General features: G+C 68.7%; 20 protein-coding genes. 9 read left to right on the plus strand and 11 right to left on the minus strand.

The annotated features are described in order from the left end of the window. Positions 1-599: 599 nt before the first annotated feature. Positions 600-842 (minus strand): hypothetical protein, encoded by a 243-nt coding sequence (locus RA210_RS11995; protein ID WP_201486599.1) that lies wholly within the window; start codon positions 840-842, stop codon positions 600-602. Positions 843-1175: 333 nt separating this feature from the next. Between RA210_RS11995 and fabI the strand changes: the two genes are divergently transcribed. The 3 genes from fabI (at position 1176) to RA210_RS12010 (ending at position 3874) form a co-directional block, all read left to right on the plus strand. Continuing rightward, positions 1176-1958 carry an enoyl-ACP reductase FabI gene (gene fabI, locus RA210_RS12000; RefSeq protein ID WP_201486600.1) on the plus strand — a complete coding sequence of 261 codons (783 nt, stop codon included), beginning with the start codon at positions 1176-1178 and terminating at the stop codon, positions 1956-1958. Between the two features lie 123 nt (positions 1959-2081). Next, complete coding sequence (locus RA210_RS12005) at positions 2082-2657, plus strand: DUF922 domain-containing protein (RefSeq protein WP_201486601.1); 576 nt, start codon at positions 2082-2084, stop codon at positions 2655-2657. 80 nt (positions 2658-2737) lie between these two features. Then, a complete protein-coding gene (locus RA210_RS12010) occupies positions 2738-3874 on the plus strand; it encodes a glycerate kinase (RefSeq protein WP_201486602.1) in 1137 nt (378 codons plus the stop codon). A 4-nt stretch (positions 3875-3878) separates the two neighbouring features. On the opposite strand, the gene RA210_RS12015 is transcribed toward RA210_RS12010, so the two are convergent. The 8 genes from RA210_RS12015 to RA210_RS12050 form a co-directional block, all read right to left on the minus strand. Then, positions 3879-4340, minus strand: coding sequence for an Lrp/AsnC family transcriptional regulator (locus RA210_RS12015; protein ID WP_136491639.1), 462 nt, complete (start codon positions 4338-4340; stop codon positions 3879-3881). 168 nt (positions 4341-4508) lie between these two features. Further along, positions 4509-5198 carry an ABC transporter permease gene (locus RA210_RS12020; protein WP_201486603.1) on the minus strand — a complete coding sequence of 230 codons (690 nt, stop codon included), beginning with the start codon at positions 5196-5198 and terminating at the stop codon, positions 4509-4511. Further along, positions 5195-5890: an ABC transporter permease gene (locus RA210_RS12025; protein WP_201486604.1), complete on the minus strand. Its 696-nt coding sequence runs from the start codon at positions 5888-5890 to the stop codon at positions 5195-5197. The genes RA210_RS12020 and RA210_RS12025 overlap by 4 nt, the downstream gene beginning before the upstream one ends. Before the next feature lie 52 nt (positions 5891-5942). Further along, the gene (locus RA210_RS12030) at positions 5943-6698 is read right to left on the minus strand and encodes an ABC transporter substrate-binding protein (protein WP_201486605.1); all 756 of its coding nucleotides are present in this window, start codon (positions 6696-6698) and stop codon (positions 5943-5945) included. A 14-nt stretch (positions 6699-6712) separates the two neighbouring features. Next, positions 6713-7486, minus strand: coding sequence for an ABC transporter ATP-binding protein (locus RA210_RS12035; protein ID WP_201486606.1), 774 nt, complete (start codon positions 7484-7486; stop codon positions 6713-6715). 283 nt (positions 7487-7769) lie between these two features. Beyond that, the gene (gene hglS, locus RA210_RS12040) at positions 7770-9158 is read right to left on the minus strand and encodes a 2-oxoadipate dioxygenase/decarboxylase HglS (protein ID WP_136490186.1); all 1389 of its coding nucleotides are present in this window, start codon (positions 9156-9158) and stop codon (positions 7770-7772) included. Between the two features lie 233 nt (positions 9159-9391). After that, the gene (locus RA210_RS12045; RefSeq protein WP_201486607.1) at positions 9392-10642 is read right to left on the minus strand and encodes a 2-aminoadipate transaminase; all 1251 of its coding nucleotides are present in this window, start codon (positions 10640-10642) and stop codon (positions 9392-9394) included. A 169-nt stretch (positions 10643-10811) separates the two neighbouring features. After that, positions 10812-11702, minus strand: coding sequence for a LysR family transcriptional regulator (locus tag RA210_RS12050; protein WP_201486608.1), 891 nt, complete (start codon positions 11700-11702; stop codon positions 10812-10814). A gap of 137 nt (positions 11703-11839) precedes the next feature. Here RA210_RS12050 and amaB point away from each other — a divergent pair, with 137 nt between their 5' ends. The 3 genes from amaB to RA210_RS12065 all read left to right on the plus strand — a co-directional run bounded on the left by amaB (position 11840) and on the right by RA210_RS12065 (position 17778). Next, complete coding sequence (amaB, locus tag RA210_RS12055; RefSeq protein WP_201486609.1) at positions 11840-13330, plus strand: L-piperidine-6-carboxylate dehydrogenase; 1491 nt, start codon at positions 11840-11842, stop codon at positions 13328-13330. A gap of 139 nt (positions 13331-13469) precedes the next feature. Further along, positions 13470-15440 carry a DNA topoisomerase III gene (locus RA210_RS12060; RefSeq protein ID WP_201486610.1) on the plus strand — a complete coding sequence of 657 codons (1971 nt, stop codon included), beginning with the start codon at positions 13470-13472 and terminating at the stop codon, positions 15438-15440. Positions 15441-15558: 118 nt separating this feature from the next. Continuing rightward, complete coding sequence (locus RA210_RS12065) at positions 15559-17778, plus strand: LTA synthase family protein (protein ID WP_236574730.1); 2220 nt, start codon at positions 15559-15561, stop codon at positions 17776-17778. On the opposite strand, the gene RA210_RS12070 is transcribed toward RA210_RS12065, so the two are convergent. Continuing rightward, the gene (locus tag RA210_RS12070) at positions 17775-19439 is read right to left on the minus strand and encodes a SulP family inorganic anion transporter (RefSeq protein ID WP_201486612.1); all 1665 of its coding nucleotides are present in this window, start codon (positions 19437-19439) and stop codon (positions 17775-17777) included. The two genes, RA210_RS12065 and RA210_RS12070, sit on opposite strands and share 4 nt — an antisense overlap. A gap of 208 nt (positions 19440-19647) precedes the next feature. Here RA210_RS12070 and RA210_RS12075 point away from each other — a divergent pair, with 208 nt between their 5' ends. Next, positions 19648-20541 carry a hypothetical protein gene (locus tag RA210_RS12075; protein WP_201486613.1) on the plus strand — a complete coding sequence of 298 codons (894 nt, stop codon included), beginning with the start codon at positions 19648-19650 and terminating at the stop codon, positions 20539-20541. A 94-nt stretch (positions 20542-20635) separates the two neighbouring features. On the opposite strand, the gene katG is transcribed toward RA210_RS12075, so the two are convergent. After that, on the minus strand, positions 20636-22807 hold the full coding sequence (katG, locus tag RA210_RS12080) for a catalase/peroxidase HPI (RefSeq protein WP_201486614.1): 2172 nt from the start codon (positions 22805-22807) through the stop codon (positions 20636-20638). 523 nt (positions 22808-23330) lie between these two features. Between katG and RA210_RS12085 the strand changes: the two genes are divergently transcribed. Continuing rightward, positions 23331-24179 (plus strand): alpha/beta fold hydrolase, encoded by an 849-nt coding sequence (locus tag RA210_RS12085; protein ID WP_201486615.1) that lies wholly within the window; start codon positions 23331-23333, stop codon positions 24177-24179. A 115-nt stretch (positions 24180-24294) separates the two neighbouring features. Then, a complete protein-coding gene (locus RA210_RS12090) occupies positions 24295-24906 on the plus strand; it encodes a hypothetical protein (RefSeq protein ID WP_201486616.1) in 612 nt (203 codons plus the stop codon). The last annotated feature ends 362 nt before the right edge of the window (positions 24907-25268 follow it).

Consider the following 25268-nt stretch of genomic DNA (forward strand, 5'->3'; position numbering starts at 1 on the left):
TGTGGTTGTGGTGAAAAGCGACACTGTCGGAACAGGCGAGTCCTGCAACGGAACAAGGCCGATAACAATCATGATCCTCGTGATCGATTGAGCGCTTGGCCCCCGCTGCGCGAACTACAGAGTGGCCGGGCGGCAACGCCTAGCAAAGGCCGGATATACGAATGCAACCGCACTGACGACAGGGTTGGTAAGGCTTTACTCACTACTTGTGGGGAGAGTCCATATACAGAATGTTAGAAGGCATTGCCCCTCCTGCGGTAGAAATGGGCTGCAACCGATGAAGCAATGACGCAACCCCAAAATACCCAAAATGAAAGCAAGCTATAAAACGGGGTTGCGATGTAGGGATGGTTCTCGGTGTAACTACATTGCCATGCGGAATAGTCGAAACTGCCACCATGATCTAAGCATGCATCAGGGGCAAATGCTTGCCCTAGGAAATACCAAAACGCCACAAGGCTCGGTAGAAAAATGAGCCCTGTTGTGATTGCTGAGCGCGGGGAGAATCTCATGGCTTCTAACGTTTGGTTAAGGGGCGACCGCGGCACGCGGACGTCCCAGTGAGCGAAGCGAACGACTTGAACCGCATGTTAGGCCGATCACTCGATGATCTCTAAATCCGCTTCAAGAATGTAAAGACTATTTTCGACTTCATTGTGGCATGCAAGGCCAAGTGATTTAACGGATGTATCGAATTTTACGAGTGCCCGCCCGCGAGCGTTCTTCCGTTCCACTAATTCGCCATAACTCCCAATGAGCAACCAATAGTTTTCTTCGGGCTCGGTATTTTTAGGAGGCGTGAGAGACCCGTTAAAGGATTTGAGTCGTACTTTTTGGATCACAAGACCCTCCTTGCGGCCTAACTATAAATAGACACCAACCGGTGCATAACACCCCGGACGGGGCTGGTGGATAAAATTCAAGGACGCGAAAGCCTGACCGCTCTGGAATGCAGCTTTCGGAGGTGGCCTGGGGTGAGTTGGCGGTTATACACCATGGCAGCAAGTCCTTTTGCGCGAGAGGTTTGACCGGTGTCGAGGTTAGCGCGGTGCACCGTGGAAAAACAACCGGGAGTGCGCCCGCAATCCCGGCGTTTCGGGTTAAATGGCCGTGCCGGTTACGACCGCCCCGTCAGCCCTTCGGGGCATCCCATCTGAAAACCGAGGAAAACGGACATGACTCTGGAAATCCCCCGCCTGCCGCTGAAGGGCGCCAAGGCCCTGGTGGTCGGTGTGGCCAACGAGCACTCGATCGCCTACGGCTGCGCCCGGGCCTTCGCCGAACTGGGCGCCGAGGTGGCCATCACCTACGCCAGCGACAAGGCCCGCCCCCACGTCGAGCCGCTGGCCCGCGAGCTGAACGCGCCGATCTTCATGCCGCTGGACGTCACCCATCCCGGTGAGCTGGAGGCGGTGTTCGCCGAGATCGAGCGGCACTGGGGGCAACTGGACATCCTGGTGCACTCCATCGCCTGGGCGCCGAAGGAGGACCTGCAGGGCGGCCTGCTCGACTCCTCGGCGGAGGGCTTCGCCCAGGCCATGGACATCTCCTGCCACTCCTTCGTGCGCATGGCCCGCCTGGCGGCGCCGCTGATGAAAAACGGCGGCACCCTGTTCGCCATGAGCTACTACGGCGCCAACAAGGTGGTGCCCAACTACAACCTGATGGGCCCGGTGAAGGCCGCGCTGGAAGCCTCCTGCCGCTACCTGGCCTACGAGCTCGGCCCGAAGGGCATCCGCGTGCACGCCATCTCCCCCGGCCCGCTGAAGACCCGCGCCGCCTCCGGCCTCAAGGACTTCGACCTGCTGCTCAACGAGGCCGCCCAGCGCGCGCCGCTGGGCGAGCTGGTGGACATCATGGACGTCGGCTTCACCTGCGCCTGGCTGGCCACGCCCTACGCGCGGCGCCTGTCCGGCGAGACGCTGTACGTGGACGGCGGGGTGAACATCATGGCGTGAGCGCCACAGCCGCCCGTCTCCCGCGCGGCGCCGGGATGGCCCCGCGCACTATCCTCTTGCAGACAACCCCGGAAAACAGACCTTCGCCGCCGCATGGATCGCCCGGGGCGGCGGGGAGGCTCCATGCGCGGGATCTGGCTGTTGCTGGCCCTCACCCCACTGGCCCTGGCGGCCGAGCCGGTCAGCTCGACGGTGCGCGAACAGCACTACCTGGTGTACGGCCGCACCATCGAGGAAATCCGCCGCTCGATCGGCGAGCGCAGCCCGGTGCGCAACGCCCACAGTGCGTTCGGCGGCGCCACCGAGACCCACTACAGCGCAAGCTACCGGCTGGTCCCGGTGGCGGAGACGCAATGCCTGCTGAAGGATGCCGCGGTGAAGGCCGAATCGGTGGTCACCCTGCCCCAGCTTGCCCCCGGCACCCTGCCCCCGGCGGTGTCGGCCGAGTGGCGACGCTACTATCTGGCGCTGCGCGCGCACGAGTACCAGCATGTGGAAAGCGCCAGGGCATCGGCCCGGGTGGCGCAGCAATGGCTGGCCGGCCTGCAGCTCAGCGGTCCGTGCCATGCGGCGCGGCCCCGCGTGCGTGCCGCCATCGAGGCGCGCATCCGCATGCTGGACGAGCGTGACCGGCTGCTGGACAGCATGACCGATCACGGCCGCTCACAGGGCGCCGAGCTGGATCTGCGGATCAGGTGAGTGGATCGCGGCTGATTTGTTGCTGCTCGCAGGTCAGAATCAGGCAACGCCTGTGCGCCCCATCGTCCGAGAGAGGCCCCATGAAAGTCGTCATCGCCCCCGATTCGTTCAAGGAAAGCCTGTCCGCCGCCGAGGTGGCCGCGGCCATCGCCGCCGGCTTGCGCGAGGTGTGGCCGCAGGCCGAGCTGCTGTGCCGGCCGATGGCCGACGGCGGCGAAGGCACGGTGGTGGCGCTGGTCGCGGCGACCGGTGGCGAGTACCGGGAGACGCTGGTGCGTGGCCCGCTGGGCGAGCCGGTGGCGGCCACCTGGGGCTGGATCGCGGCAAGCCGCAGCGCGGTGATCGAGATGGCCGCCGCCAGCGGCCTGCATCTGGTTCCCCCGGCCAGGCGCGATGTGCTGCGCGCCTGCACCCACGGCACCGGCGAGCTGATCCGCGCCGCGCTGGAGGCCGGCGCCACGCGCATCGTCCTCGGCTTCGGCGGCAGCGCCACCAACGACGCCGGCAGCGGCATGCTGCGCGCCCTCGGCGCGCGCTTCGAGGATGCCGCCGGCCAACCGCTGGCGCCCGGCGGCGCGGCGCTGGCGCAGCTGGCACGCATCGACCTGAGCGGCCTCGATCCGCGCCTGACGCAGGTGGACTTCGAGGTCGCCTGCGACGTCGACAACCCGCTGTGCGGGCCGCGCGGCGCCTCGCAGGTGTTCGGCCCGCAGAAGGGCGCGACGCCGGAGCAGGTGCGCCAGCTCGACGCCGCCCTCGCCCGCTTCGCCGACGTGTGCGCGCAGACCCTCGGGCGCGACGACCGCGACCTGCCCGGCAGCGGCGCGGCTGGCGGCATCGGCTTCGCGGCGCGCAGCTTCCTCGGCGCGAGCTTCCGCCCCGGCATCGAGCTGGTCGCCGAGGTCAGCGGGCTGGAGCAGGCGCTGATCGGCGCCGACCTGGTGATCACCGGCGAGGGGCGGATCGACCTGCAGACGCTGCACGGCAAGACGCCAATGGGGGTGGCGGCCATCGCCAAGCGTCACGGCGTGCCGGTGGTGGCGCTGGCCGGCATGCTCGGCGAGGGCTACCAGCAGCTCTACGGCCACGGCATCGACGCTGCCTTCAGCCTGGCGCCCGGGCCGATCAGCCTGGCCGACGCCCTCACCGAGGCGCCACGCCTGCTGCGCCAGCGCGCCGCGGACATCGCGCGGCTGTGGCAGCTGGCGAAGAAGTGAACCGCTAGAGCCGCCCGCCGCGGTCGAGCTTGCAGGACAGGATGATCGAGGTGTTGGTCTTCTCCACCCCGTCCACCGCGCTGATCTCGTCGAGCAGCTGGTCGAGGCGCTCGGGGGTTTCCGCGTGCAGCCAGGCGACGAAGTCGAACTCGCCGCTCACCGTGCACAGCTGCTGCACCTCGGGCATGTTGCTCAGGCGGCGCAGCACCTCCTTGCCCGAGCGCGGCTGCAGGGTGATGCCGACGTAGGCCTGCAGGCCGCCCTCCAGCACGCGCTGGCCGAGGCGCACGCCGTAGCCGGTGATGACCTTGCTCTTCTCCAGGCGCGCCAGGCGCGAGATCACCGTGGTGCGGGCGATGCCGAGCTTGCGCGCGAGCATGGCGGCGCTCTCGCGGGCGTCGACCTGCAGGGCGGCGATCAGCTGGCGGTCGATCTCGTCGAGGCGGATGTTGGTGAGCTCGGTCATCGGCAAATCATCGCAAACGGGAAAGAGGGCATCTTAACAAACGGCCGGGGCGGCTTGCGGTCGCAGGGGCCGCTGCCGCTACACAGAAAAACCCGGCCACCTCACGGAGACCGGGCAAGGGCATCGCCCCCCTTTACGGACGATGCCGGCACCAGACTCGCTCCTGCTTCACCGCCCCTGGCAAAGCTCCACCCGCAGGCGCTGTTCCAGCAGGCGGAACAGGCGCACCAGCCCGTAGGAAGCCAGCAGGTAGAACACCCCGGCCATCAGGAAGATCTCCACCGGCTGGTAGGTGCGGGCGATGATGGTGCGCGACATGCCGGTCAGCTCCAGCAGGGTGATGGTGCTGGCCAGCGCGCTGGCCTTGAGCATCAGGATCACCTCGTTGCTGTAGGCCGGCAGGCCGATGCGCGCGGCGCGCGGCATGACGATGTGCAGCAGCGCCTGCCAGCGCGACATGCCCAGCGCCCGCGCCGCCTCGATCTCGCCCGGCGGGATGGCGGCGATGGCGCCGCGCAGGATCTCGGCGATGTAGGCCGCGGTGTGCAGGGTCATGGTGATCACCGCGCACCAGTAGGGATCGCGCAGCACCGGCCACAGCGCGCTCTGGCGGATCGCCTCGAACTGCGCCATGCCGTAGTAGACCAGGAACAGCTGCACCAAGAGCGGCGTGCCGCGGAAGAAGAAGATGTAGCCGTAGGGCAGCGCGCGCACCCAGGCGTGCCGCGAGCTGCGCATCACGCCCAGCGGGATGGCGAGGATGAGGCCGGCCAGCACGGCGATGCCCACCAGCTCCAGAGTCAGCCAGGCGCCTTCGAGCAGGCGCGGCGTCCACTTGATCATCAGTTCCCAGTTCATGCGTAGGCCCTCCGGAAGCCGCGGGCGGCACGCTTCTCCATCAGCGCCAGGCTGCCCATGGCGACGATGGTCAGGCTCAGGTAGATGCAGGCGGCGATCAGGTAGAAGGTGAACGGCTGCTTGCTGGCGGTCACCGCGATCTGCGAATGGCGCATGATTTCCTCGAGGCCGATCACCGAGATCAGCGCGGTGTCCTTCATCAGGATCATGAACAGGTTGCCGAGGCCCGGCAGGGCGATGCGCCACATCTGCGGCAGGATCAGCCGCCAGAGGATGGCGAAGGTGCCGAGCCCGAGCGCCTGCCCGGCTTCGCACTGGCCCCTGGGGATGGCCAGGATGGCGCCGCGGAACACCTCGGTGGCATAGGCGCCGAAGCACAGGCCCAGCGCCAGCACGCCGGCGGCGAACGGGCTGAGCTCCAGGCTGTGCATGCCCAGGGTGTCGGCCAGCGCGCGCATCAGGCTGACGCTGCCGAAGTAGATCAGCAGCACCCAGAGCAGTTCGGGCACGCCGCGCACCAGGGTCGAGTAGGTGGAGCCCAGCCACTGCAGCGCCGGGTACTTCGAAGTCTTGGCCAGCGCGCCGCAAAGGCCCAGCACCAGGCCGACGGCCAGCGAGCAGAGCGCCAGCTGGATGGTGATCCAGGTGCCCGCCAGCAGGGCGGGACCGAAACCGTGCAAATCGAGAAACATGCTTGTCACCCTCGCCTGCAGGTGCGCCCGGCCGCGGCCGGGCGCGGGCCCGTCAGTAGATGCTGAACGGGAAGTACTTGTCGTTGATCTGCTTGTAGGTGCCGTCGGCGACTATGGCCTGCAGCGCGCTGTTGAGCTTCTCGCGCAGCTCGGCGTCGCCCTTGCGCAGGGCGATGCCGATGCGGTCGTTGTCGTAGACCGGCTCGCCCTTGAACTCGAAGTCCTTGCCCGGCTCGCTCTTCAGCCACTCCCAGTTGACCAGCTTGTCGGCCAGCACGCCGTCGACGCGCCCGGCGGCCAGATCCAGATAGGCGTTTTCCTGGGTGTCGTAGAGCTTGACCTGCACCACGTCGCCGAGGTTGTCCTCCAGCCAGGTGCCGGCGATGGTGGCGCGCTGCGCGCCGATCACCTTGCCCTTCAGGCTGGCTTCATCGGTCTTGAACTCGGCCCCCTTGGGCGCGATGAACTGCAGCTTGTTGGTGTAGTACGGGTCGGTGAAGTCGACCGCCTGCTTGCGCTCGTCGGTGATCGACATGGAGGCGACGATCATGTCGAACTTCTTCGCGTTGAGCGCCGGGATGATGCCGTCCCAGTCGGAGGTGACCACCTCGCAGTCGGCCTTCATCTGCGTGCACAGCGCCTCGGCGATCTCCACGTCGAAGCCGCCGACCTTGCCGCGGGCATCGACCAGATTGAACGGCGGGTAGGCGCCTTCGGTACCGATCCTGAGCTTGTCGGCGGCGACTGCCTGGCCGAGCAGACCGAGAACGCTGGCGGCGACGAGCAGCACTTTCTTGTAGTTATGCATGGTTGGCTCTCCGATCAGTGATTGCTGGACATGAACTGCTGGCAACGCGCGGACTGCGGGTTGTCGAATACCTGTTGCGGGGTGCCCTGCTCCTCGACGCGGCCCTGGTGGAGGAACACCACCTCGCTGGAAACCTGGCGGGCGAAGTTCATCTCGTGGGTGACCAGCAGCATGGTGCGGCCTTCCTCGGCCAGCGCACGGATCACGTTGAGCACTTCCTGGACCATCTCCGGATCGAGCGCCGAGGTCGGCTCGTCGAACAGGATCACCTTGGGCTCCATGCACAGGGTGCGGGCGATGGCCGCGCGCTGCTGCTGGCCGCCGGACAGTTGGGTCGGGTAGCTGTCGCGCTTGGCGGCGATGCCGACCTTGGCCAGCAGCGCCTCGGCGCGCTCGGTGGCCTCGGCCCTGGACAGGCCGAGCACGCGGCGCGGCGCCTCGATCACGTTGTCGAGGATGGTCATGTGCGGCCACAGGTTGAAGTTCTGGAACACGAAACCCAGCTCGCTGCGCAGGCGGTTGATCTGCCTGGGGTCGGCGGCGACCAGGTGGCCTTCGCGGGCGGTCTTCAGCCGCAGCTGCTCGCCGGCGACGTGGATCTCGCCCTTGCAGGGGTTTTCCAGCAGGTTGATGCAGCGCAGGAAGGTCGACTTGCCGGAGCCGGAGGAGCCGAGGATGGAGATCACGTCGCCGTCGCGGGCGGTCAGCGAGACGCCCTTGAGCACCTCCAGCTCGCCGTAGCGCTTGTGCAGGTCGCGGATTTCCAGGGCGGGGGCGGATGCTTGCATGGCTACACCTTTGTTGTTCTTGTCTCGCGTCCGGTCCGGGGCGGCCGGCGCGATGGCCTTGGTCACACCCCGATGAAAGCAACTCCGCGCGCACTGCTCAAACGAAAAGAACGACGCTTTCCATTCCAAAAACTACTGTTCGCGGCGCTCCTCACTGGCCCGGAAAACAAAAAATCCCCGGCGCACACGGCGACCGGGGACAGGGTAAGAACAGCGATGGGGAGAACCGCGCGCGACCGGGCAAGCCCGGTACCAGGACGCGGCGCCTGACGCGCGGCAGCGCCTACGCCAGCGGCAGGCCCAGCTCCTGCGCGCAGGCCTGCAGCGAGGCGTTCTGCACGCGGGCGTAGAGCATCAGCTCGTCGAGCGCCGGGCGGCCGAGGGCGCGCTCGAACTCGGCGCGGTTGGCGCTCCGGTCGTAGGCGCCGCGGGTGTTGCCGCCGAGGTTGGACTGGAAGATGCCCGCTGCGCTGACCGGCAGGAAGTCCTCGTAGCGCTGCGGCTCCCAGCGCAACTGGCCGGCCTTGAGAAGCGCCTCGCGATCGCCCGCCAGACAGCCCTCGCGGCGGGCCGTACGGCCCGCGTCGGTGACTTGGTAGCGGCCGAACACCAGCCCGTCGCGGCGCAGCTGGTCGTAGTCGTCGGGGAAGTCGGCGAAGCAGGCGGCCAGCGCCTGGGCGTAGGCCTGCGGGTAGTCCGCCGCCGGCACGCCCTGGCAGCGTTCGCGGGCGGCGGCGAGCAGGCGGTCGTAGAGCGCGCGGCCGCGGGCAGTCAGTGCGGCGCCGCGCTGCTCGATCTCGCCGAAGCGCGCGCTGTGCGAGCCCGGCGTGCCGCAGGCGAACTGCACCGCCTCGTCGAGCGCCTTGAAGCTGGTCTGGCGCAGCAGGATCGGGCAGCGCCGCGCCGGCGGGCCCTCAACCAGTTCCTTGGCCGCCATACCGCGGCCCGGCATCGCCGCCTGCACGGCGTCGATGTCCAGGGTGCAGGGGGTCAGGTGGTTGATGTGCGGATTGGGGAAGGCCACCACGTCGGCGATCAGGCGGTGCTGCTCGTGCAGCTGGCGATACACGGCGGCGCTGACCCGCGCCTGGCGCTGCCAGCGGAAGGTCTGCAGCGCCTCGCGGATGAACACGCCGGCCTGCTGCTCGGTCAGCCCGCCGGCCTGCTCGCACTGCTCGATCAGCGCCAGCGCCTGCTCGGTGAAGATCTGCCGGCCGGCGAGGATCCCGACGGCCTGGGCGCGCAGCGCCGGGTCATCGATCAGCTCCAGGCGCAGCAGCGAGGTGAACACGCGGAACGGGCTGTGCGCCAGCGCCGCCTCGTCGACCGCGCGGAACGCGGTGGCATGCACCGGCACGCCGGCGCAGCTCAGGTCGTAGTAGGCCACCGGCTGCATGCCCATCACCGCGAACAGCCGCGCCATGGTCGCCAGTTCCTCGGCGCTGCCCAGGCGGATGGCGCCGTGGCGCTCCTCGGCCAGACGTTGCAGCTCGCCGCTGGCGCACAGCGTTTCGGCCAGCGCCGGGGCCGCGTCCAGCGTGCGGCGGTTGATCCGGCCGACCAGGTCGAGCAGGTCGCCGTACAGCGGCACCTCACTCTGGTACATGGCGGACATGGCCAGGGAGAAACGCGCACGGATCGCGTCCGGACTGACAAAGGCGTTCTGGTTCATCGCACTGCACTCCTGGGAATCTGCTGCGGCCCGTAGGGTGCGCCGTGCGCACCTCTTGGCCATCGCTGGTGCGCACGGCGCACCCTACGGATTCATTCTGTTGAGGACTGAACCGCCGCTCAAACGACAAATTCTCTGCACTTCATTCCGCCGAGGAATTCCGATACCCGTAGGGTGCGCCATGCGCACCGCCGGCCTCTTATGGTGCGCGCGGCGTACCCTACGGGCGGGGTTCAGAGACTCGCCTGCAGGCAACGACGGAAGATCGCCATGCCTTCCTCGAGGATCTCCTCCTCGGCGGTCAGCGGCGCCAGCAGGCGGACGATGTGGCGGTGCTTGCCGCTCGGCATCAGCAGCAGGCCGGCCTCGCGGGCACTGGCCAGCAGGCGGGCGAGGCGTTCAGTGCCCGGCCCGCCGTCGTCGCTGCGCAGCTCGATGCCGCGCATGGCACCGACGCCGGTCAGGCGCGCCAGCGCCGGGGCCAGCTCGCTGTCCTGCCAGGCGCGGAAGTGGCGCAGGATGCACTGCTCCTGGCGCTCGCCCCAGGTCGCCAGGTTGGCGTCGCTCATCAGCTCCAGGCTGGCCAGTGCCGCCGCGCAGGCCAGCGGATTGCCCGAGTAGGTGCCGCCCAGCCCGCCCTTGGGCAGCGCATCGAGCAGCTCCGGGCGGCCGACCAGCGCGCCGAGCGGCAGGCCGCCGGCGATGCTCTTGCCGAGCAGCAGCAGGTCCGGCTCGATGCCGAGGCGCGAGAAGGCGAAGCGCTGGCCGGTGCGGCCGAAGCCGGACTGGATCTCGTCGACGATCAGCGCGATGCCGTGCTCGTCGCAGAAGCGCCGCAGGTACTGGGCGAAACCGGCGTCCAGCGCCTGGAAGCCGCCCTCGCCCTGCACCGCCTCGAGGATGAAGCAGCCGACCTCCGCGACGTCGATCTCCACGCTTAACAGGCGCTCCATGGCGGCGCGGGCGGCCTCCATGCTGACGCCGTTGTCGGCGCTGGGGTACGGCAGGTGGTAGACCGGACCGGGCAGGCTGCCGACCTTCTGCTTGTAGGGGGCGACCTTGCCGTTGAGGTTGAGCGCGGCCAGGGTGCGGCCGTGGAAGCCGCCGTCGAAGGCGATCACCGCGCCGCGCCCGGTGGCGGCGCGGACGACCTTCAGGGCGTTCTCGGTGGCTTCGGCACCGCTGTTGGTGAGCATGCCGGAGAGGCGGTAGGACACCGGCACGAAGCGCGCCAGCGCGTCCAGCAGCTGGCTATAGCCCTCGTGGGGCAGCGCGTTGAACGCCGAGTGGGTCAGCCGCCCGGCCTGCTCGCGCACCGCCTCGACGATGCGCGGGTGGCAGTGGCCGAGGTTGAGCACGCCGATGCCGCCGACGAAGTCGATGTAGCGCTTGCCCTGGGTGTCCCAGACTTCGGCGTTGCGCCCGTGGCTGAGGCTGATCGGGTGGACGATGGCCAGGGACTGGCTGAGGTGGGTCGACTGCATGGCGCGCTGCTCCGCAAGGACTGGTGGTACGCACCATGAAATCGGCAAGGGCTGGCGGGCGGCAAACGAAAAAAAATCGCTGTTCTATTCCTTTTTTTCCTGCCAAACCCGTAGGGTGCGCCATGCGCACCGTAACAGGGTGCCGACGTCATGGTGCGCACGGCGCACCCTACGCGGCGTCGAGCTGTCCGCGAATCCACTTCACGAAGGCGCGGATCTTCGGCACCTCGGCGGCGTGCTCGGCGTAGGCCATGAAGTGCTTGCCGGTGCTGGGCAGTTCGTGGTCCCAGGCGATCACCAGCTTGCCGTCGTTCAGCTCGTCCTCGACCAGGAAGCGCGGCACCAGCGCCACGCCGCAGCCGGCCTGGGCGGCGCGGATGCACATGTAGAAGGTCTCGAAGCGCGGGCCGTGGTAGCTGTGGCTGGTCTGCAGGCCGAGGCTGTCGAACCAGTCGTGCCAGGCCTCCGGGCGCGACACGCACTGCATCAGCACCTGCTCGCCGAGCTGCTCGGGGCTGGCGATGCCACCGGCGAACAGGTCCGGCGCGCACACCGGGACCATGGTCTCGCCGAACAGCTCGATGCACTCGGCGCCCGGCCAAGTGCCCTGGCCGAAGAAGAACACCACGTCGGCCTTGCCCTCCAGCAGGTCGAACGGCTCCAGCACGTTGCGCAGGTCGAGGTGGATGTTCGGGTTGGCCTTGCCGAAGCCCTTGAGGTGCGGAATCAGCCAGCGCGCGCCGAAGGTCGGCTGGGTCGCCACCTTGAGCACCTCGGTGTTGCCGCCGTAGGAGAGGATGTAGTGGGTGGACATCGCCACCTGGTTGAGGATCTTGTTGACCTCGGCCAGGTACAGCTCGCCGGCCGGGGTCAGCTGCAGGCGGCGGCGGATGCGGCGGAACAGCAGGTGCTGGAGCATGTCCTCGAGCTGGGCGACCTGCTTGCTCACCGCGCTCTGGGTCAGGTGCAGCTCCTCGGCGGCGCGGGTGAAGCTCAGGTGGCGCGCCACCGCCTCGAAGCACTGCAGCGCGGTCATGGACGGCATCAGACGTTTGGACATGGGACTCTCGGTGGCGGCCAGCAAAGCATGAATTAAAGGAATGATAAGGCGAAAAACCCTCGCTTGTGAGCCCGCGAGAGACGGATCGATACTGACCGGGAGGCCAAATTCCAACAATCCTGCGACAGGAGCCAATCATGGTCGAGCATCTTCTCAGCCGCCTGGGCGTCAGCGCCGAGGCCGCCAACCAGGGCAGCCACGTCATCCACAGCCCCATCGACGGCAGCCGCATCGGCGCCGTGGCGCTGGAACCGGCCGCCAGCGTGCCGGCGAAGATCGCCGCCGCCCAGGCCGCCTTCGATAGCTGGCGCAGCGTGCCGGCGCCGCGCCGCGGCGAGCTGGTGCGCCTGTTCGGCGAGGTGCTGCGCGAGCACAAGGCCGACCTGGCCGAGCTGGTGTCCTGGGAGGCCGGCAAGATCACCCAGGAAGGCCTGGGCGAAGTGCAGGAAATGATCGACATCTGCGACTTCGCCGTCGGCCTGTCGCGCCAGCTGTACGGCCTGACCATCGCCTCCGAGCGTCCCGGCCACCACATGCGCGAGAGCTGGCACCCGCTGGGCGTGGTCGGCGTGATCAGCGCCTTCAACTTCCCGGTCGCCGTGTGGGCGTGGAACGCCACCCTGGCGCTGGTGTGCGGCAACGCCGTGCTGTGGAAGCCGTCGGAAAAGACCCCGCTGACCGCCCTCGCCTGCCAGGCGCTGTTCGACAAGGCGCTGAAGGCCTTCGGCGACGCCCCGGCTGGCCTCAGCCAGCTGATCGTCGGCGACCGCGATGCCGGCGAGGCGCTGGTCGCCGACCCGCGCGTGGTGCTGGTCAGTGCCACCGGCAGCACCCGCATGGGCCGCGAGGTCGCCCCGCGCGTCGCCGCGCGCTTCGGCCGCTGCATCCTCGAGCTGGGCGGCAACAACGCGATGATCCTCGCGCCCAGCGCCGACCTGGACATGGCCGTACGCGCCATCCTGTTCAGCGCCGTCGGCACCGCCGGCCAGCGCTGTACCACCCTGCGCAGGCTGATCGCCCACGAGTCGGTCAAGGACGAGATCGTCGCCCGCCTCAAGGCCGCCTACGCCAGGGTGCGCATCGGCCACCCGCTGCAGGGCAACCTGGTCGGCCCGCTGATCGACAAGCAGGCCTTCGAGGCCATGCAGAACGCCCTGGTCAGGGCCCGCGACGAGGGCGGCCAGGTGTTCGGCGGCGAGCGCCAGCTGGCCGCCGAGAACCCGAATGCCTACTACGTCAGCCCGGCGCTAGTGGAGATGCCGGCGCAGAGCGAGGTGGTGCGCCACGAGACCTTCGCGCCGATCCTCTACGTGCTCAGCTACCGCGACTTCGACGAGGCGCTGCGCCTGAACAACGAGGTGCCGCAGGGCCTGTCCTCGTGCATCTTCACCCTTGATGTGCGCGAGGCCGAAGCCTTCCAGAGCGCGGCCGGCAGCGACTGCGGCATCGCCAACGTCAACATCGGCCCGAGCGGCGCGGAGATCGGCGGCGCCTTCGGTGGCGAGAAGGAAACCGGCGGCGGCCGCGAGTCGGGCTCGGACTCCTGGAAGGCTTACATGCGCCGGCAGACCAACACCGTGAACTACTCGCGCGAGCTGCCGCTGGCCCAGGGCATCGTGTTCGACTGATCCTTCCCCGGCGGCCTGCCCCGCTCCATCCTCCGCGGTGGAGCGGCGGCCAAGGCTGTACATCCATCCAGATAAAGATTGCCTGAAACGCTGTTTCTGCCCATGCTGTGCGCCATCGCGACAATCATCGATGGCAAGCATGCGGCTCTTCCTCTGCGAAAAACCCTCCCAGGCCAAGGACATCGCCAAGGTACTCGGCGCCAGCCGGCGCGGCGAGGGCTGCTGGCTGGGGGCCGGCGTGACCGTGACCTGGTGCATCGGCCACCTGCTGGAGACCGCGCCGCCGGACGCCTACGACGAGCGCTACAAGCGCTGGAACCTCGCCGACCTGCCCATCGTCCCGGAAAAGTGGAAGATGCTGGTCAAGAGCAAGACCGCCAGCCAGTTCAAGACGGTCAAGCGCCTGCTCGGCGAGTGCGCAGAGCTGGTGATCGCCACCGACGCCGACCGCGAGGGCGAGATGATCGCCCGCGAACTGGTCGAACACTGCCGCTATCGCGGACCGATCCAGCGCCTGTGGCTGTCGGCGCTGGACGACGCCTCGATCCGCAAGGCGCTCAAGGTACTCAAGCCGGGCAGCGAGACCTTCCACCTCTACCACGCCGCGCTGGGCCGCTCGCGCGCCGACTGGCTGATCGGCATGAACATGAGCCGGCTGTTCACCCTGCTCGGCCGCCAGTCCGGCTACCAGGGCGTGCTCTCGGTGGGCCGCGTGCAGACACCGACCCTGCGCCTGGTGGTGGATCGCGACCGCAGCATCGCCGCCTTCGTGCCGGTGCCCTACTGGGCCATCGACGTGCAACTGCTGGAGGGTGACGTGCCGTTCACCGCGCAGTGGCGCGCGCCGGAGGATGCCTGCGACGAGCAGGGCCGCTGCCTGAAGCCCGGACTGGCCCGGGACGCCGCCGAGGCCATGCGCCGCGCCGGCAGCGCGCGGTTGATCGAGCTGAAGACCGAGCGCATGCGCGAGGCCGCGCCGCTGCCGTTCGATCTCGGCACCCTGCAGGAAGTCTGCTCGAAGAAGCTCGGCCTCGGCGCCCAGGAAACCCTCGACATCGCCCAGGCGCTGTACGAGACGCACAAGGTCATCACCTATCCGCGCAGCGACTGCGGCTACCTGCCGCTCAGCCAGCACGCCGAGGCCCCGGCGATCCTCGCCGCCCTGGCCGCCGCCGATCCGGCGCTGGCTGCACTGCAGCCGCATCTGGACGCGCAGCGCCGCTCGCGGGCGTGGAACGACGCCAGGGTGAGCGCCCACCACGGCATCATCCCCACCGCCGCCGCGCAGGCCTCGGCGCGACTGGCCGGCAAGGAACGCGCGGTATTCAGCCTGATCCGCGCCCGCTACCTGGCGCAGTTCCTGGCCAACCACGAGTACGACCGCACCCAGGCCGACTTCGACTGCGCCGGCCATGCCCTGCGCGCGGTGGGCAAGCGCATCGTCGAGCCGGGCTGGCGGCGCGCGCTGCCCGAGGCGCTCGCGACGGCCAAGGGCCGCGAGGCGCCGGAGCCACAGGCCCTGCCGGCGCTGCGCGAGGGCCAGGACTGCGTGGTGCGCGAGGTGACGCTCAAGGACCTGCACACCCAGCCGCCCAAGCCGTTCACCGAAGGCGACCTGATCAAGGCGATGAAGAACGTCGCCAAACTGGTCGGCGATCCGCGCCTCAAGCAGAAGCTCAAGGACACCACCGGCATCGGCACCGAGGCGACCCGCGCCGGGATCATCCAGGGACTGCTCGATCGCGGCTACCTGACCAAACAGGGCAAGGCGCTGGCGGCCACGGCGGCGGCGTTCAGCCTGATCGACGCGGTGCCGCGGCCGATCGCCGACCCCGGCACCACGGCGATCTGGGAGCAGGCGCTGGACATGGTGCAGAGCGGCGAGATGCCGCTGGAGGAGTTCGTCGCCAAGCAGTCGGCGTGGATGAGCAAGCTGGTGGAGCGCTGCGCCGGCCTGCGCCTGACCATCAGCGGCCCGCCGGTCGCACCCGGCCGCGGCAAGCCGGCCTGGAAGGGCAAGCGCACGGGCGCCCCGCGCGAGGGCGCCCCACGCAAGGCCGGCGGCACGGCAGCCAGGCGCAGCGCCTCGCCCCGCCCGAAGCAGACCTAGGCGCAGGCCCATCGGCACGGCCCGGACGCAAGAACTTTCCGCGGCCGCAGTTGCCCAAAAAAGGAGCGATCCCGCCTAGCATATCTTCATGAACATCCGATGGCGTGAGGGTTTCCTCGTGAGCATCATCCCGCGCTGCCTGCGCCATCCCCGCGCCCCGCTCGCCAGTCTCATCGGCCTGGTGCTGATCGTCCCCCTGGGCATCCGCCTGGCCCTGGGCTGGTCCGCTCCCCTCGGCTATCTGTCCGACCTGGGCATCGCCAGCCTGCTGATCGTGCTGCTGTACCGCCGCCCCTGGTGGCTGGCCCTGCCCGTGCTGCTGGCGTGGGGCCTGCTGAACGTGGCGGCGGTGGAGCTGGTCAGCGCCGTCGGCCGCCTGCCGGACGTGGCAGACCTGCAGTACCTGACCGATCCGCAGTTCATGGAGAACTCCACTGCCGGCAGCCTTGCCCAGCCGTGGGTGGCCGCCGTCCTGCTCGGCGCCCTGGCCGTCTGGCTGGCCAGCCTGTGGGCCGGCCGCGCGCAACCGTCTCCGCGCCTGCCGCGGCATGCCTGGCTGGCGCCGCTGTCGCTCCTGCTGGCCCACGGCGGCCTGCAGTATCTCCAGCCCAGCGAGGCGGACCAGTGGCGACTGTTCAACCTGCCGCACCAGTGGCTGGTGGCCGGCGCCGGCCACGGACAGACCCGCCTGGAGGAATGGCTGGCCGGCGATGACGCCGACACGCCGCCACCGCTGGCCGGCCTCGTCCGGCTCGACCTGGACGGCCAGAAGCTGCTGGACGCCCCGGGACGCGCCCGCAACGTGCTGATCGTCGCCCTCGAAGGCATTCCCGGCGCCTATGTCGGGGTGAACCGCGCGGCGCTGAACGGCAGCTACCGTGAAAACCTGATGCCCAGGCTGAGCGCCTGGGCCGAGCGGGGCATGAACACGCCCGACTACGTGCTGCACAGCCACCAGACCATCCGCGGCCTGTACGCGATGCTCTGCGGCGACTACGACAAGCTCGACAACGGCACGCCCAAGGGCATCGAGATGCTCACCCAGAACCAGCGCAACCGGGCCTGCCTGCCCGCCCAGCTGCGCAGCCGCGGGTTCGCCACCCACTACCTGCAGGGCGCGGGTCTCAGGTTCATGGCCAAGGACCGGATCATGCCGCACATCGGCTTCGACGCCACCCGCGGCCGGGAGTGGTTCAGGAAGCCTGCCCGCCTGGACTTCCCGTGGGGCATGGACGACAGGTCTTTCTTCGAAGGCGCACTGGACTACGTCGGCCAGATGCGCCGCAGCAAGCAGCCCTGGATGCTCACCCTACTGACGGTCGGCACCCACCAGCCCTACTCGGCGCCGGCCGCGTACCTGCGCCGCCACGCCAGCCCCAAGCAGGCTGCGGTGGCCTATCTGGACGATGCCCTCGGGGACTTCCTGGCCGCACTGGAGCGCTCGGGCGTGCTGAAGGACACCCTGGTGATCGTCACCTCGGACGAGTCCCACGGCATCGACGGCGTGCGCCTGGCCTCGGCCTGGGGCTTCAGCCTGGTACTGGCTCCCGAGCAGGCACAGCTGCCCCGGATCAAGACCGGGGTCTACGGCCACGTCGACCTGAGCGCATCGGTGCTCGACTACTTCGGCTTCCCGGCGCCCAAGGCCCTCAGCGGCCGCTCGCTGTTCCGCGACTACGCCCATGGCCGGGAGATCATGTCGTACACCAACGGCAAGCTGCGCCATCACGATGGCCGGGGCACCCTGACCGAGTGCGACGTGCAGCAACGCTGCCGCTACTACGCCAGCGAAGGCTTCATCGCCGAGCGGGCCACCTTGCTCGGCCAGTACGGCGGCCGGCGCGCGCGCCAGATGGCGGCCAGGGCAAGCGCGCTCGACCAGTCGTTGCTGCACACCTCGCTGAACCAGCTCTACCAGTTCGGCAGCCCGGCCGTCATCCGCCTCAAGGCGCAGGTCCGCGACGACTGGACGGACAACCTGATCGGCGCCCAGTACCTGGAGCTGCCCAAGGGCTCGCTGACGCGGGTGCGCCTGACCGTGCGCTCGGTGGGCCGCAAGCAGAAGGCCTACATCCAGCTCAAGGCCAAGGAGTTCGAGCAGGACGTGCCGCTGGACATCCCCGCCCGGATACTGGTCACCCACGACAAGCCGCTGCAGATGGACTTCAGCTTCTACAACCCGGAATCGCGCAAGGCGTTCTCCTTCCACCTGCTCGGCTATGGGCGGGGAGCCATCGAGGTGAGCGACTTCAGCGTGATCACCGAGCAGGCGGAGCCGCTGCAACCCGGCGACGAGCCCCGGCTGGCGGAAGGCGGCGCCCTGCCCCGCTCCAGCTAGCCCGGCTCGCGGCGCTCGGCCGCCAGCAGCGCCAGCCCCCGGCTCACCGCATCGTCGACGCTCCAGTTGGTCAGCGCATCGGCCGGCAGACGTTCGCCAGCCGCCCGGCCCAGCACGGCGCGGGCCCGTTCGTGCAGGCGGGCGAACAGCAGGGTCATGCCGCGCGCCTCGACCTGCTGCGCCAGCTCCAGCAGCGCCTCGAGGCTGCTGCCGTCGAGATCCGGCGACTCCTCGAGACTGAGGATCAGCACCCGCGCGGCGTTTTCCGGGGCGCGCAGGCAACGGCGGACGAGCGCCAGGGTCTGCTCGGCATTGGCGAAGAACAGCGGCGCCTCCGGGCGCAGGATCAGCAGGCCCGGCACCGCCACGGCCTCCGGGTGCGCCCGCAGGTCGACGAAGTCGTGGCCCTCGCCGAGTCGGCCGAGCATCGACACCCGCGGCAGCGAGAAGCCGCGCAGGGTCATCAGCACGCTGACGCCGACCGCGACCAGCAGGCCGGCGAGGACACCGAGCAGCAGCACCGCGGCGATCGCGCTGAGCACCACCAGGCGGTCGCGGCGCCAGCCGAAGTAGCGGCGCAGCGCGGCGGGGTCGAGGCTGTGGCCCACCGCATGGATGACGATGGCGGCCAGTACCGGCATCGGCGTCAGCGCCATCCAGGGCATCAGACTGAGCACTGCCAGCAGCACCACCAGCGCGGCGCACCAGGCGGCCAGCCGCGAGCGCGCGCCGGCAGCCTCGTTGGCCGCGGTGGCCGAGTAGCCGGCGCCGACCGGCATGCCGCCGAACAGTCCCGAGGCCAGGTTGGCGGCGCCGAGGGCGATCAGCTCGCGGTTGGCCGACAGGCCGTCGCCATAGCGCAGGGCGAAGCTGCGCATGCTGCCGTAGGACTCGGCATACAGCACGAACAGCAGGGCGAAGGCCAGCTCGCCGAGGCGCAGCCACTCGCTCTGGTCGAGCCGCGGCAACTCGGGCGGGCGGAACTCCAGGTCGATGCTGCCGACCAGCGCCACGCCGAAGCGGTCGAGGCCGCAGAACAGCTGGACGACGATGCCAAGGACGATGACCACCAGCGCCGCCGGCACATGTCGGCAAGGCCTGAGCAGCCGCAGCAGCGCCAGCGCACCCAAGCCCAGGCCGATGCCGAGGGGATTCCAGGCCGCGAAGCCGGCCAGCAGGCTGGCCGCCAGCTGCAGCGGATTGCCGTGGCCGGGATGCACGCCGAGGATATGCGGCAACTGGTGCAGGATCACCACCAGGGCCAGGCCGAAGGTGAAACCGCGCAGCACCGGCTTGGCGATGAACGCGGTGATCGAGCCCATGCGCGCCAGCCCGGCGCCGAGAAAGCCCAGGCCGGTGAACAGCACCAGGCCGCTGGCCACTGCCAGCTTGAGGCTGCCGTCGCCCGGCGCCATGGTCGCGGTGGCTGCCGCCAGCACCGCCGCCGAGGATGAGGTGGCCGAGACGATGGCGAAGCGGCTGCGGCCCACCAGCCCGTAGAAGAGCAGCCCGGCGAGCAGCGCGACCACCCCGTGGCGGGGCGGCAGGCCGGCGATGCTGGCATAGGCGACCGCCTCCGGCAGCAGCAGACCGGCCACGGCCAGGCCGGCGATCAGGTCCGCCAGCCAGGGACGGACGGCGGCACGTTCAGGCGGGCGCATGTCGATACTCGGACGGGTGATGGCTGCGGGTCCGTTGCACAGGCATGTGGGCGTCCCTTCTGCGCGGCTGAGTGGGAGAAGTTCGCGCCGCCTGCCCGGTGCCGCGGGAGGCCGGGCGGTGGCTGATCTAACCTGAGGAAACCACCGATGCCGGCGCGGCATCCAGCACGTGCGGCATTGCCTCTTCATAGCACAGGCGGGCAGACCGATGAAGAAACGTCAGATCGCGGTGATCGGCCTCGGCAGGCTCGGCCGCCGCTGCGCCGAGCTGCTGCTGGACGATCCTACCCTTACCCTGGCCGGCGTGGTGCGGCGCACCCCCGCGCCGCTCGACTGGCTGGGCGACCTGCCGGTGGTCGGGCATTTCACCGAGCTGAAGCAGGTCGATGCCGCCCTGCTCTGCGGACCGGCGGACAGCATCCAGGGCCAGGCCCGGGAGCTGCTGCAGCACCGCATCCCGCTGGTCGAGTGCGCGCGCCTGCATGGCGACGCCTTCATCGCCCACCATGAGGAAATGCAGCGGATGGCCCACCTCTACCGGGCCACCGCGATTGTCGGCGCCGGCAGCGATCCCGGCATCCTGTCGCTGTTCCGCAGCCAGTTCGCCCTGCTGCTGCCCCACGGACATACCCGCAGCAGCCTGCATGCCGGCACCAGCCTGCACCACTCGCTGGCGGCGGAAGGCATCGCTGGCGTGCGCAAGGCGCTGGCGCTGGAGCAGAAGAGCCAGGACGGCACGCTGCAGCGCTACGTCTACGTCGAGCTGGAGCCGGGCGCCGACGCGGCCGCCGTCGAGCAGGCCATCCGCCGCGACCCGCTCTATCTGGACGAGCAGACCCTGGTGTTCCCGGTGGACAGCATCGCCGAGCTGGAAGCCGAGCGCGGCCTGCTGCTGGAACGCCATGCGGCGACCAGCAACAGCAGCCACGCCGCCCTGCTGCTCGAGGCCCGCTTCGACGAGATCGAGCTGGCGGCGCGCATGATGCTGGCCGGCGCGCGGGCGCTGCCGCTGCTGCAGCACGGTGCCCATTCGCTGTTCGACCTGCCGCCGCGTGCGTTGTGGGGCGATCAGGGGGCAGCAGCGGAACAGGAGTGGATGTAGCGCGTCAGCCGTCGCCACCATCCCCTCGCACCTCCGAACTGCGCATAAACGAATCGGGCCTGCAAAGCAGGCCCGATTCACTTCCTGAGTTACGTTACGCCAGATCGAAGCGGTCGGCGTTCATCACCTTGGTCCAGGCGGCGACGAAGTCCCTGACGAACTTCTCCTGGTTGTCGTCCTGGGCGTAGACCTCGGCGTAGGCGCGCAGCACCGAGTTGGAGCCGAACACCAGGTCCACGCGGGTCGCCGTCCACTTGACCTTGTCGGTCTTGCGGTCGCGGATCTCGTACAGGTTGTTGCCGGCCGGCTTCCAGGTGTTGCCCATGTCGGTCAGGTTGACGAAGAAGTCGTTGCTCAACGCGCCGACCCGGTCGGTGAACACGCCATGCTGGCTGCCGCCATGGTTGGTGCCCAGCACGCGCATGCCGCCGACCAGCACGGTCATCTCCGGCGCGGTCAGGCCCAGCAGTTGGGTGCGGTCGAGCATCAGCTCCTCGGGGCTGACGACGTAGTCCTTCTTCAGCCAGTTGCGATAGGCATCATGCACCGGCTCCAGCACGGCGAAGGACTCCACGTCGGTCTGCGCCTGGCTGGCATCGCCACGCCCCGGGGCGAACGGCACCGTGACGTCGAAGCCCGCCGCCTTGGCCGCCTGCTCGACGCCGAGGTTGCCGCCCAGCACGATCACGTCGGCCACGCTGGCGCCGGTCTCGGCGGCGATCTTCTCGTAGACCGCCAGCACCCTGGCCAGACGCGCCGGCTCGTTGCCTTCCCAGTCCTTCTGCGGGGCGAGGCGGATGCGCGCGCCGTTGGCCCCGCCGCGCATGTCCGAGCCGCGGAAGGTGCGCGCGCTGTCCCAGGCGGTGCTGACCAGCTCGCTGACCGACAGGCCGCTGGCGGCGATCTTCGCCTTGACCGCGGCGACGTCGTAGTCGCTGCGCCCGCTCGGCACCGGGTCCTGCCAGATCAGGTCTTCGGCCGGCACTTCCGGACCGATGTAGCGGGCCTTCGGCCCCATGTCGCGGTGGGTCAGCTTGAACCAGGCGCGGGCGAAGGCATCCTCGAAGGCGGCGGGATCCTTGTGGAAGCGCTCGGCGATCTTGCGGTACTCCGGATCCATCTTCATCGCCATGTCGGCGTCGGTCATCATCGGCTTGTGGCGGATGCTCGGATCCTCCACGTCGACCGGCATGTCCTCTTGCTTGATGTCGACCGGCTCCCACTGCCAGGCGCCGGCCGGGCTCTTCTTCAGCTCCCACTCGTGGTTGAGCAGCATGTCGAAGTAGCCGTTGTCCCAGCGGGTCGGATGGGTGGTCCAGGCGCCTTCCAGGCCGCTGGTCACGGTGTCGCGGCCGACGCCGCGCCTGGTCTTGTTGTTCCAGCCCAGGCCCTGCTCCTCGACGTCCGCCGCCTCGGGTTCCGGGCCGAGCAGCGCGGCGTCGCCGTTGCCGTGCGCCTTGCCCACGGTGTGGCCGCCGGCAGTCAGGGCGACGGTTTCCTCGTCGTTCATCGCCATGCGCTTGAAGGTCTCGCGCACGTCCTTGGCGGTCTTCAGCGGGTCGGGCTGGCCGTCGACACCCTGCGGGTTCACGTAGATCAGGCCCATCATCACCGCCGCCAGCGGGTTCTCCAGGTCGCGCTCGCCCGAGTAGCGACTGTTGGGGTTGTTGGTGGGCGCCAGCCATTCCTTCTCGGAACCCCAGTAGATGTCCTTCTCCGGATGCCAGATGTCCGCGCGGCCGTAGGCGAAACCGAAGGTCTTGAAGCCCATCGACTCGTAGGCCACGTTGCCGGCCAGCACGATCAGGTCTGCCCAGCTGATCTTGTTGCCGTACTTGCGCTTGATCGGCCACAGCAGGCGGCGGGCCTTGTCGAGGTTGGCGTTGTCCGGCCACGAGTTGAGCGGCGCGAAGCGCTGGTTGCCGGTGCCGGCGCCGCCGCGGCCGTCGGCCACCCGGTAGGAGCCGGCGGCGTGCCAGGCCATGCGGATCATCAGGCCGCCGTAGTGGCCCCAGTCGGCCGGCCACCAGTCCTGGCTGTCGGTCATCAGCGCGGTGAGGTCGCGCTTGAGCGCGGCGAAATCGAGCTTCTTCACTTCCTCGCGGTAGTCGAAGCCGCCCAGCGGGTTAGTCTTGGTGTCATGCTGATGGAGGATGTCGAGGTTGAGGGCCTTCGGCCACCAATCCATGGCCTGGTTGCCGGTGGTCGTATTGGCACCGTGCATCACCGGGCACTTGCCGGCAGTTTTCATGTTGGTTCCGCTCATGTTGTTCTCCGTTCATGACTTCATGGGTTACCGATCCGAAACAGCCTTCGGGTGCTTGCCCGCTTCATCCGCGGGTCGGCACTTCGACTCCTTGAGCCTGCTCTCACGCTTGCCGTGTTCAGCCAACCTTGTATCAATCTTGGCGTCCGGCTGCCGAGCCATCCAATAGGTTTTCGGAATGGGATTGATAGTAGACCCGGATTCGGCAGCCCATGGCCGCAGCCGCCGGCTGCTTGCGGTGTGCCGGGCTGGCAAGCTGCCGATCTGCCGGCTCGGATGGGGCACCGAGGCAGGCGCCGTGCGCTCGACCAGGCAGCAAGGCGATCCGCCCCGGCCATGGGTGCGGCCATCACCTTGCGCAGCGGGTACTTCCGGCGCCGGCTATTACCTTTACGTAAACTGGGAAATGTTGTTTCCTGTCGATCGTCGTCGCATCCGGATCTGCCAGCTGCCACCCCCACCGTTGCGGGCCTGTCCCGCGGAGCGCTGCGCAATCCTCTCTGACTGATCGCAAGGAGACCCCATGCAGCTGCGTGCTACCCGACAAGATCTCTGGATCGATACTTCCTGCGGCCGGATGTTCGTCCGTCGCTGGCGACCGCTGGGCGCTGGCGATTCCGTGGAAAACCCGCCGATCGTGCTGTTTCACGATTCCCTGGGCTGTGTTGAGCTGTGGCGGGACTTCCCGGAGCAGTTGGCCGTCGCGACCGGCCGCGAGGTCATTGCCTACGACCGCTTCGGCTTCGGCCGCTCGGCGCCGCATCCCGGGGACTGGTCGGCCCGTTTCATCCGCGACGAGGCGGAGCGCTTCTTCCCGATGCTGCGCGAAAGCCTGGCGATCGACCGTTTCGTGGCATTCGGCCACAGCGTCGGCGGCATCATGGCGGCCACCTGTGCGGCGCACTATCCGCACAGCTGCCAGGCACTGGTCACGCTGTCCGCCCTGGCATTCGTGGAGGAGCGGACGCTGCAGGGGATTCGCCTTGCCAAGCAGGAGTTCGGCCGGCCGGGGCAGATCGAGCGGCTGGAGAAATATCATGGCGACAAGGCGCGCTGGGTCCTGGCGGCCTGGACGGACACCTGGCTGTCCGCAGGCTTCGCCGACTGGACGCTCGAAAGTCATGCGTCGTCCATCGCCTGCCCGCATCTGGTCATTCACGGCGAGGAGGACGAGTACGGCTCGCTGCTGCATCCGGAACGCCTGAGCAGGCTGAGCAACGCCACCAGTGCCTCGCTGATTCTGGAGGGATGCCAGCATTTCCCCCATCGGGAATTCCCCGAGAGGGTGCTCGATGCGAGCGCCAGCTTCCTGGAAAGCCAGAGCGCATCCGTCGCCGGGAATGCTGCGGGGTGCGCCGAGGCCTGCTATTAGCGGCCTGCAGCGGGCGAAGCCACCCTGCCGGCAACCCTGCTGCCATGCGCAACACTGACTAAGCTGCATGGGGCGTGCGCAAGCAACCGCGCACAGGCATCCCGAGGAGAGCTCCATGTCCGTGATTCGCAACCTTCCCCTGCTGGTCGGCATCACCCTGCTCGGTGCCTGCGCCAGCCAGCCCGACGACCAGCCACTGACCAGCACGCTCAGCCAGAGCGCCGTCGTTGCCGCAGGCGTGCCGGGCGGGATCATCATCGAGGAGGAGAAAGTCGAGGCTACCGTGGTCGCCATCGAGCGCAGCAAGCGCACCTTCACCCTGCAGGATCGGCAGGGCAATCGGCGCACCGTGCAGGCCCCGCCGGAAATGCGCAACCACCCGCAGCTCGAGGTCGGCGACAGGGTCACGGCGACCACCAGGGTGGAAAGCGCCATCTACCTGCGCGAGCCGGGCAAGGGCGACGAGGAGTCCATGAAGGGCGCGGCCATGGTGATGACGCCGCCGGAGGGCAGCAAGCCGGGCCTGCTGGTGTCCAGCACCCGCGCGAGCACCGCCGTGATCAAGGCCATCGACCCCACCGCGCATACCGCCACCCTGCAGTTCGCCGACGGCAGCAGCCGCACCTACCAGATGCGCCCGGATGTCGAGGTCAAGCCCGAATACGTCAACCGCGAGGTGATGATCCGCCAGGACTCGGAACTGGCGGTGACCGTCGAGGCCCAGTGAGTCGGCCGCCGGCGGACGCGAGCGATGGGTGATGGAGCTGGGATAGGCGCAACGTGCCCCGCCCTCCGGGCGAAACAGCCGCGAGCCGGCAGCGCTGCCGGTCAGGCTCGAACGGATCGCAGATAGCACAAGGGGGAGCCCGTAGGCTCCCCCTTGAAGTCGGTCGTGCTGTGTTCTTCTTGTTGGTACAGGCTTGTTGTTCTTGTTGGTTGCCCGCCCGGACTCCATGGTCCGGTTAAGGTCCCAAGCAGGGACTCAAGAACAAACGTATTCCTTTGGACGCTGATGTCGCCACAACCCTAGCGGGTCCTACCGGTGCTGGCCGCTGCCTCGGGGCAGTTTTATCGTTCTCGGTCCGGTCG

This window comes from Pseudomonas sp. OF001 (assembly GCF_904426495.1).
Lineage (GTDB): Bacteria > Pseudomonadota > Gammaproteobacteria > Pseudomonadales > Pseudomonadaceae > Geopseudomonas.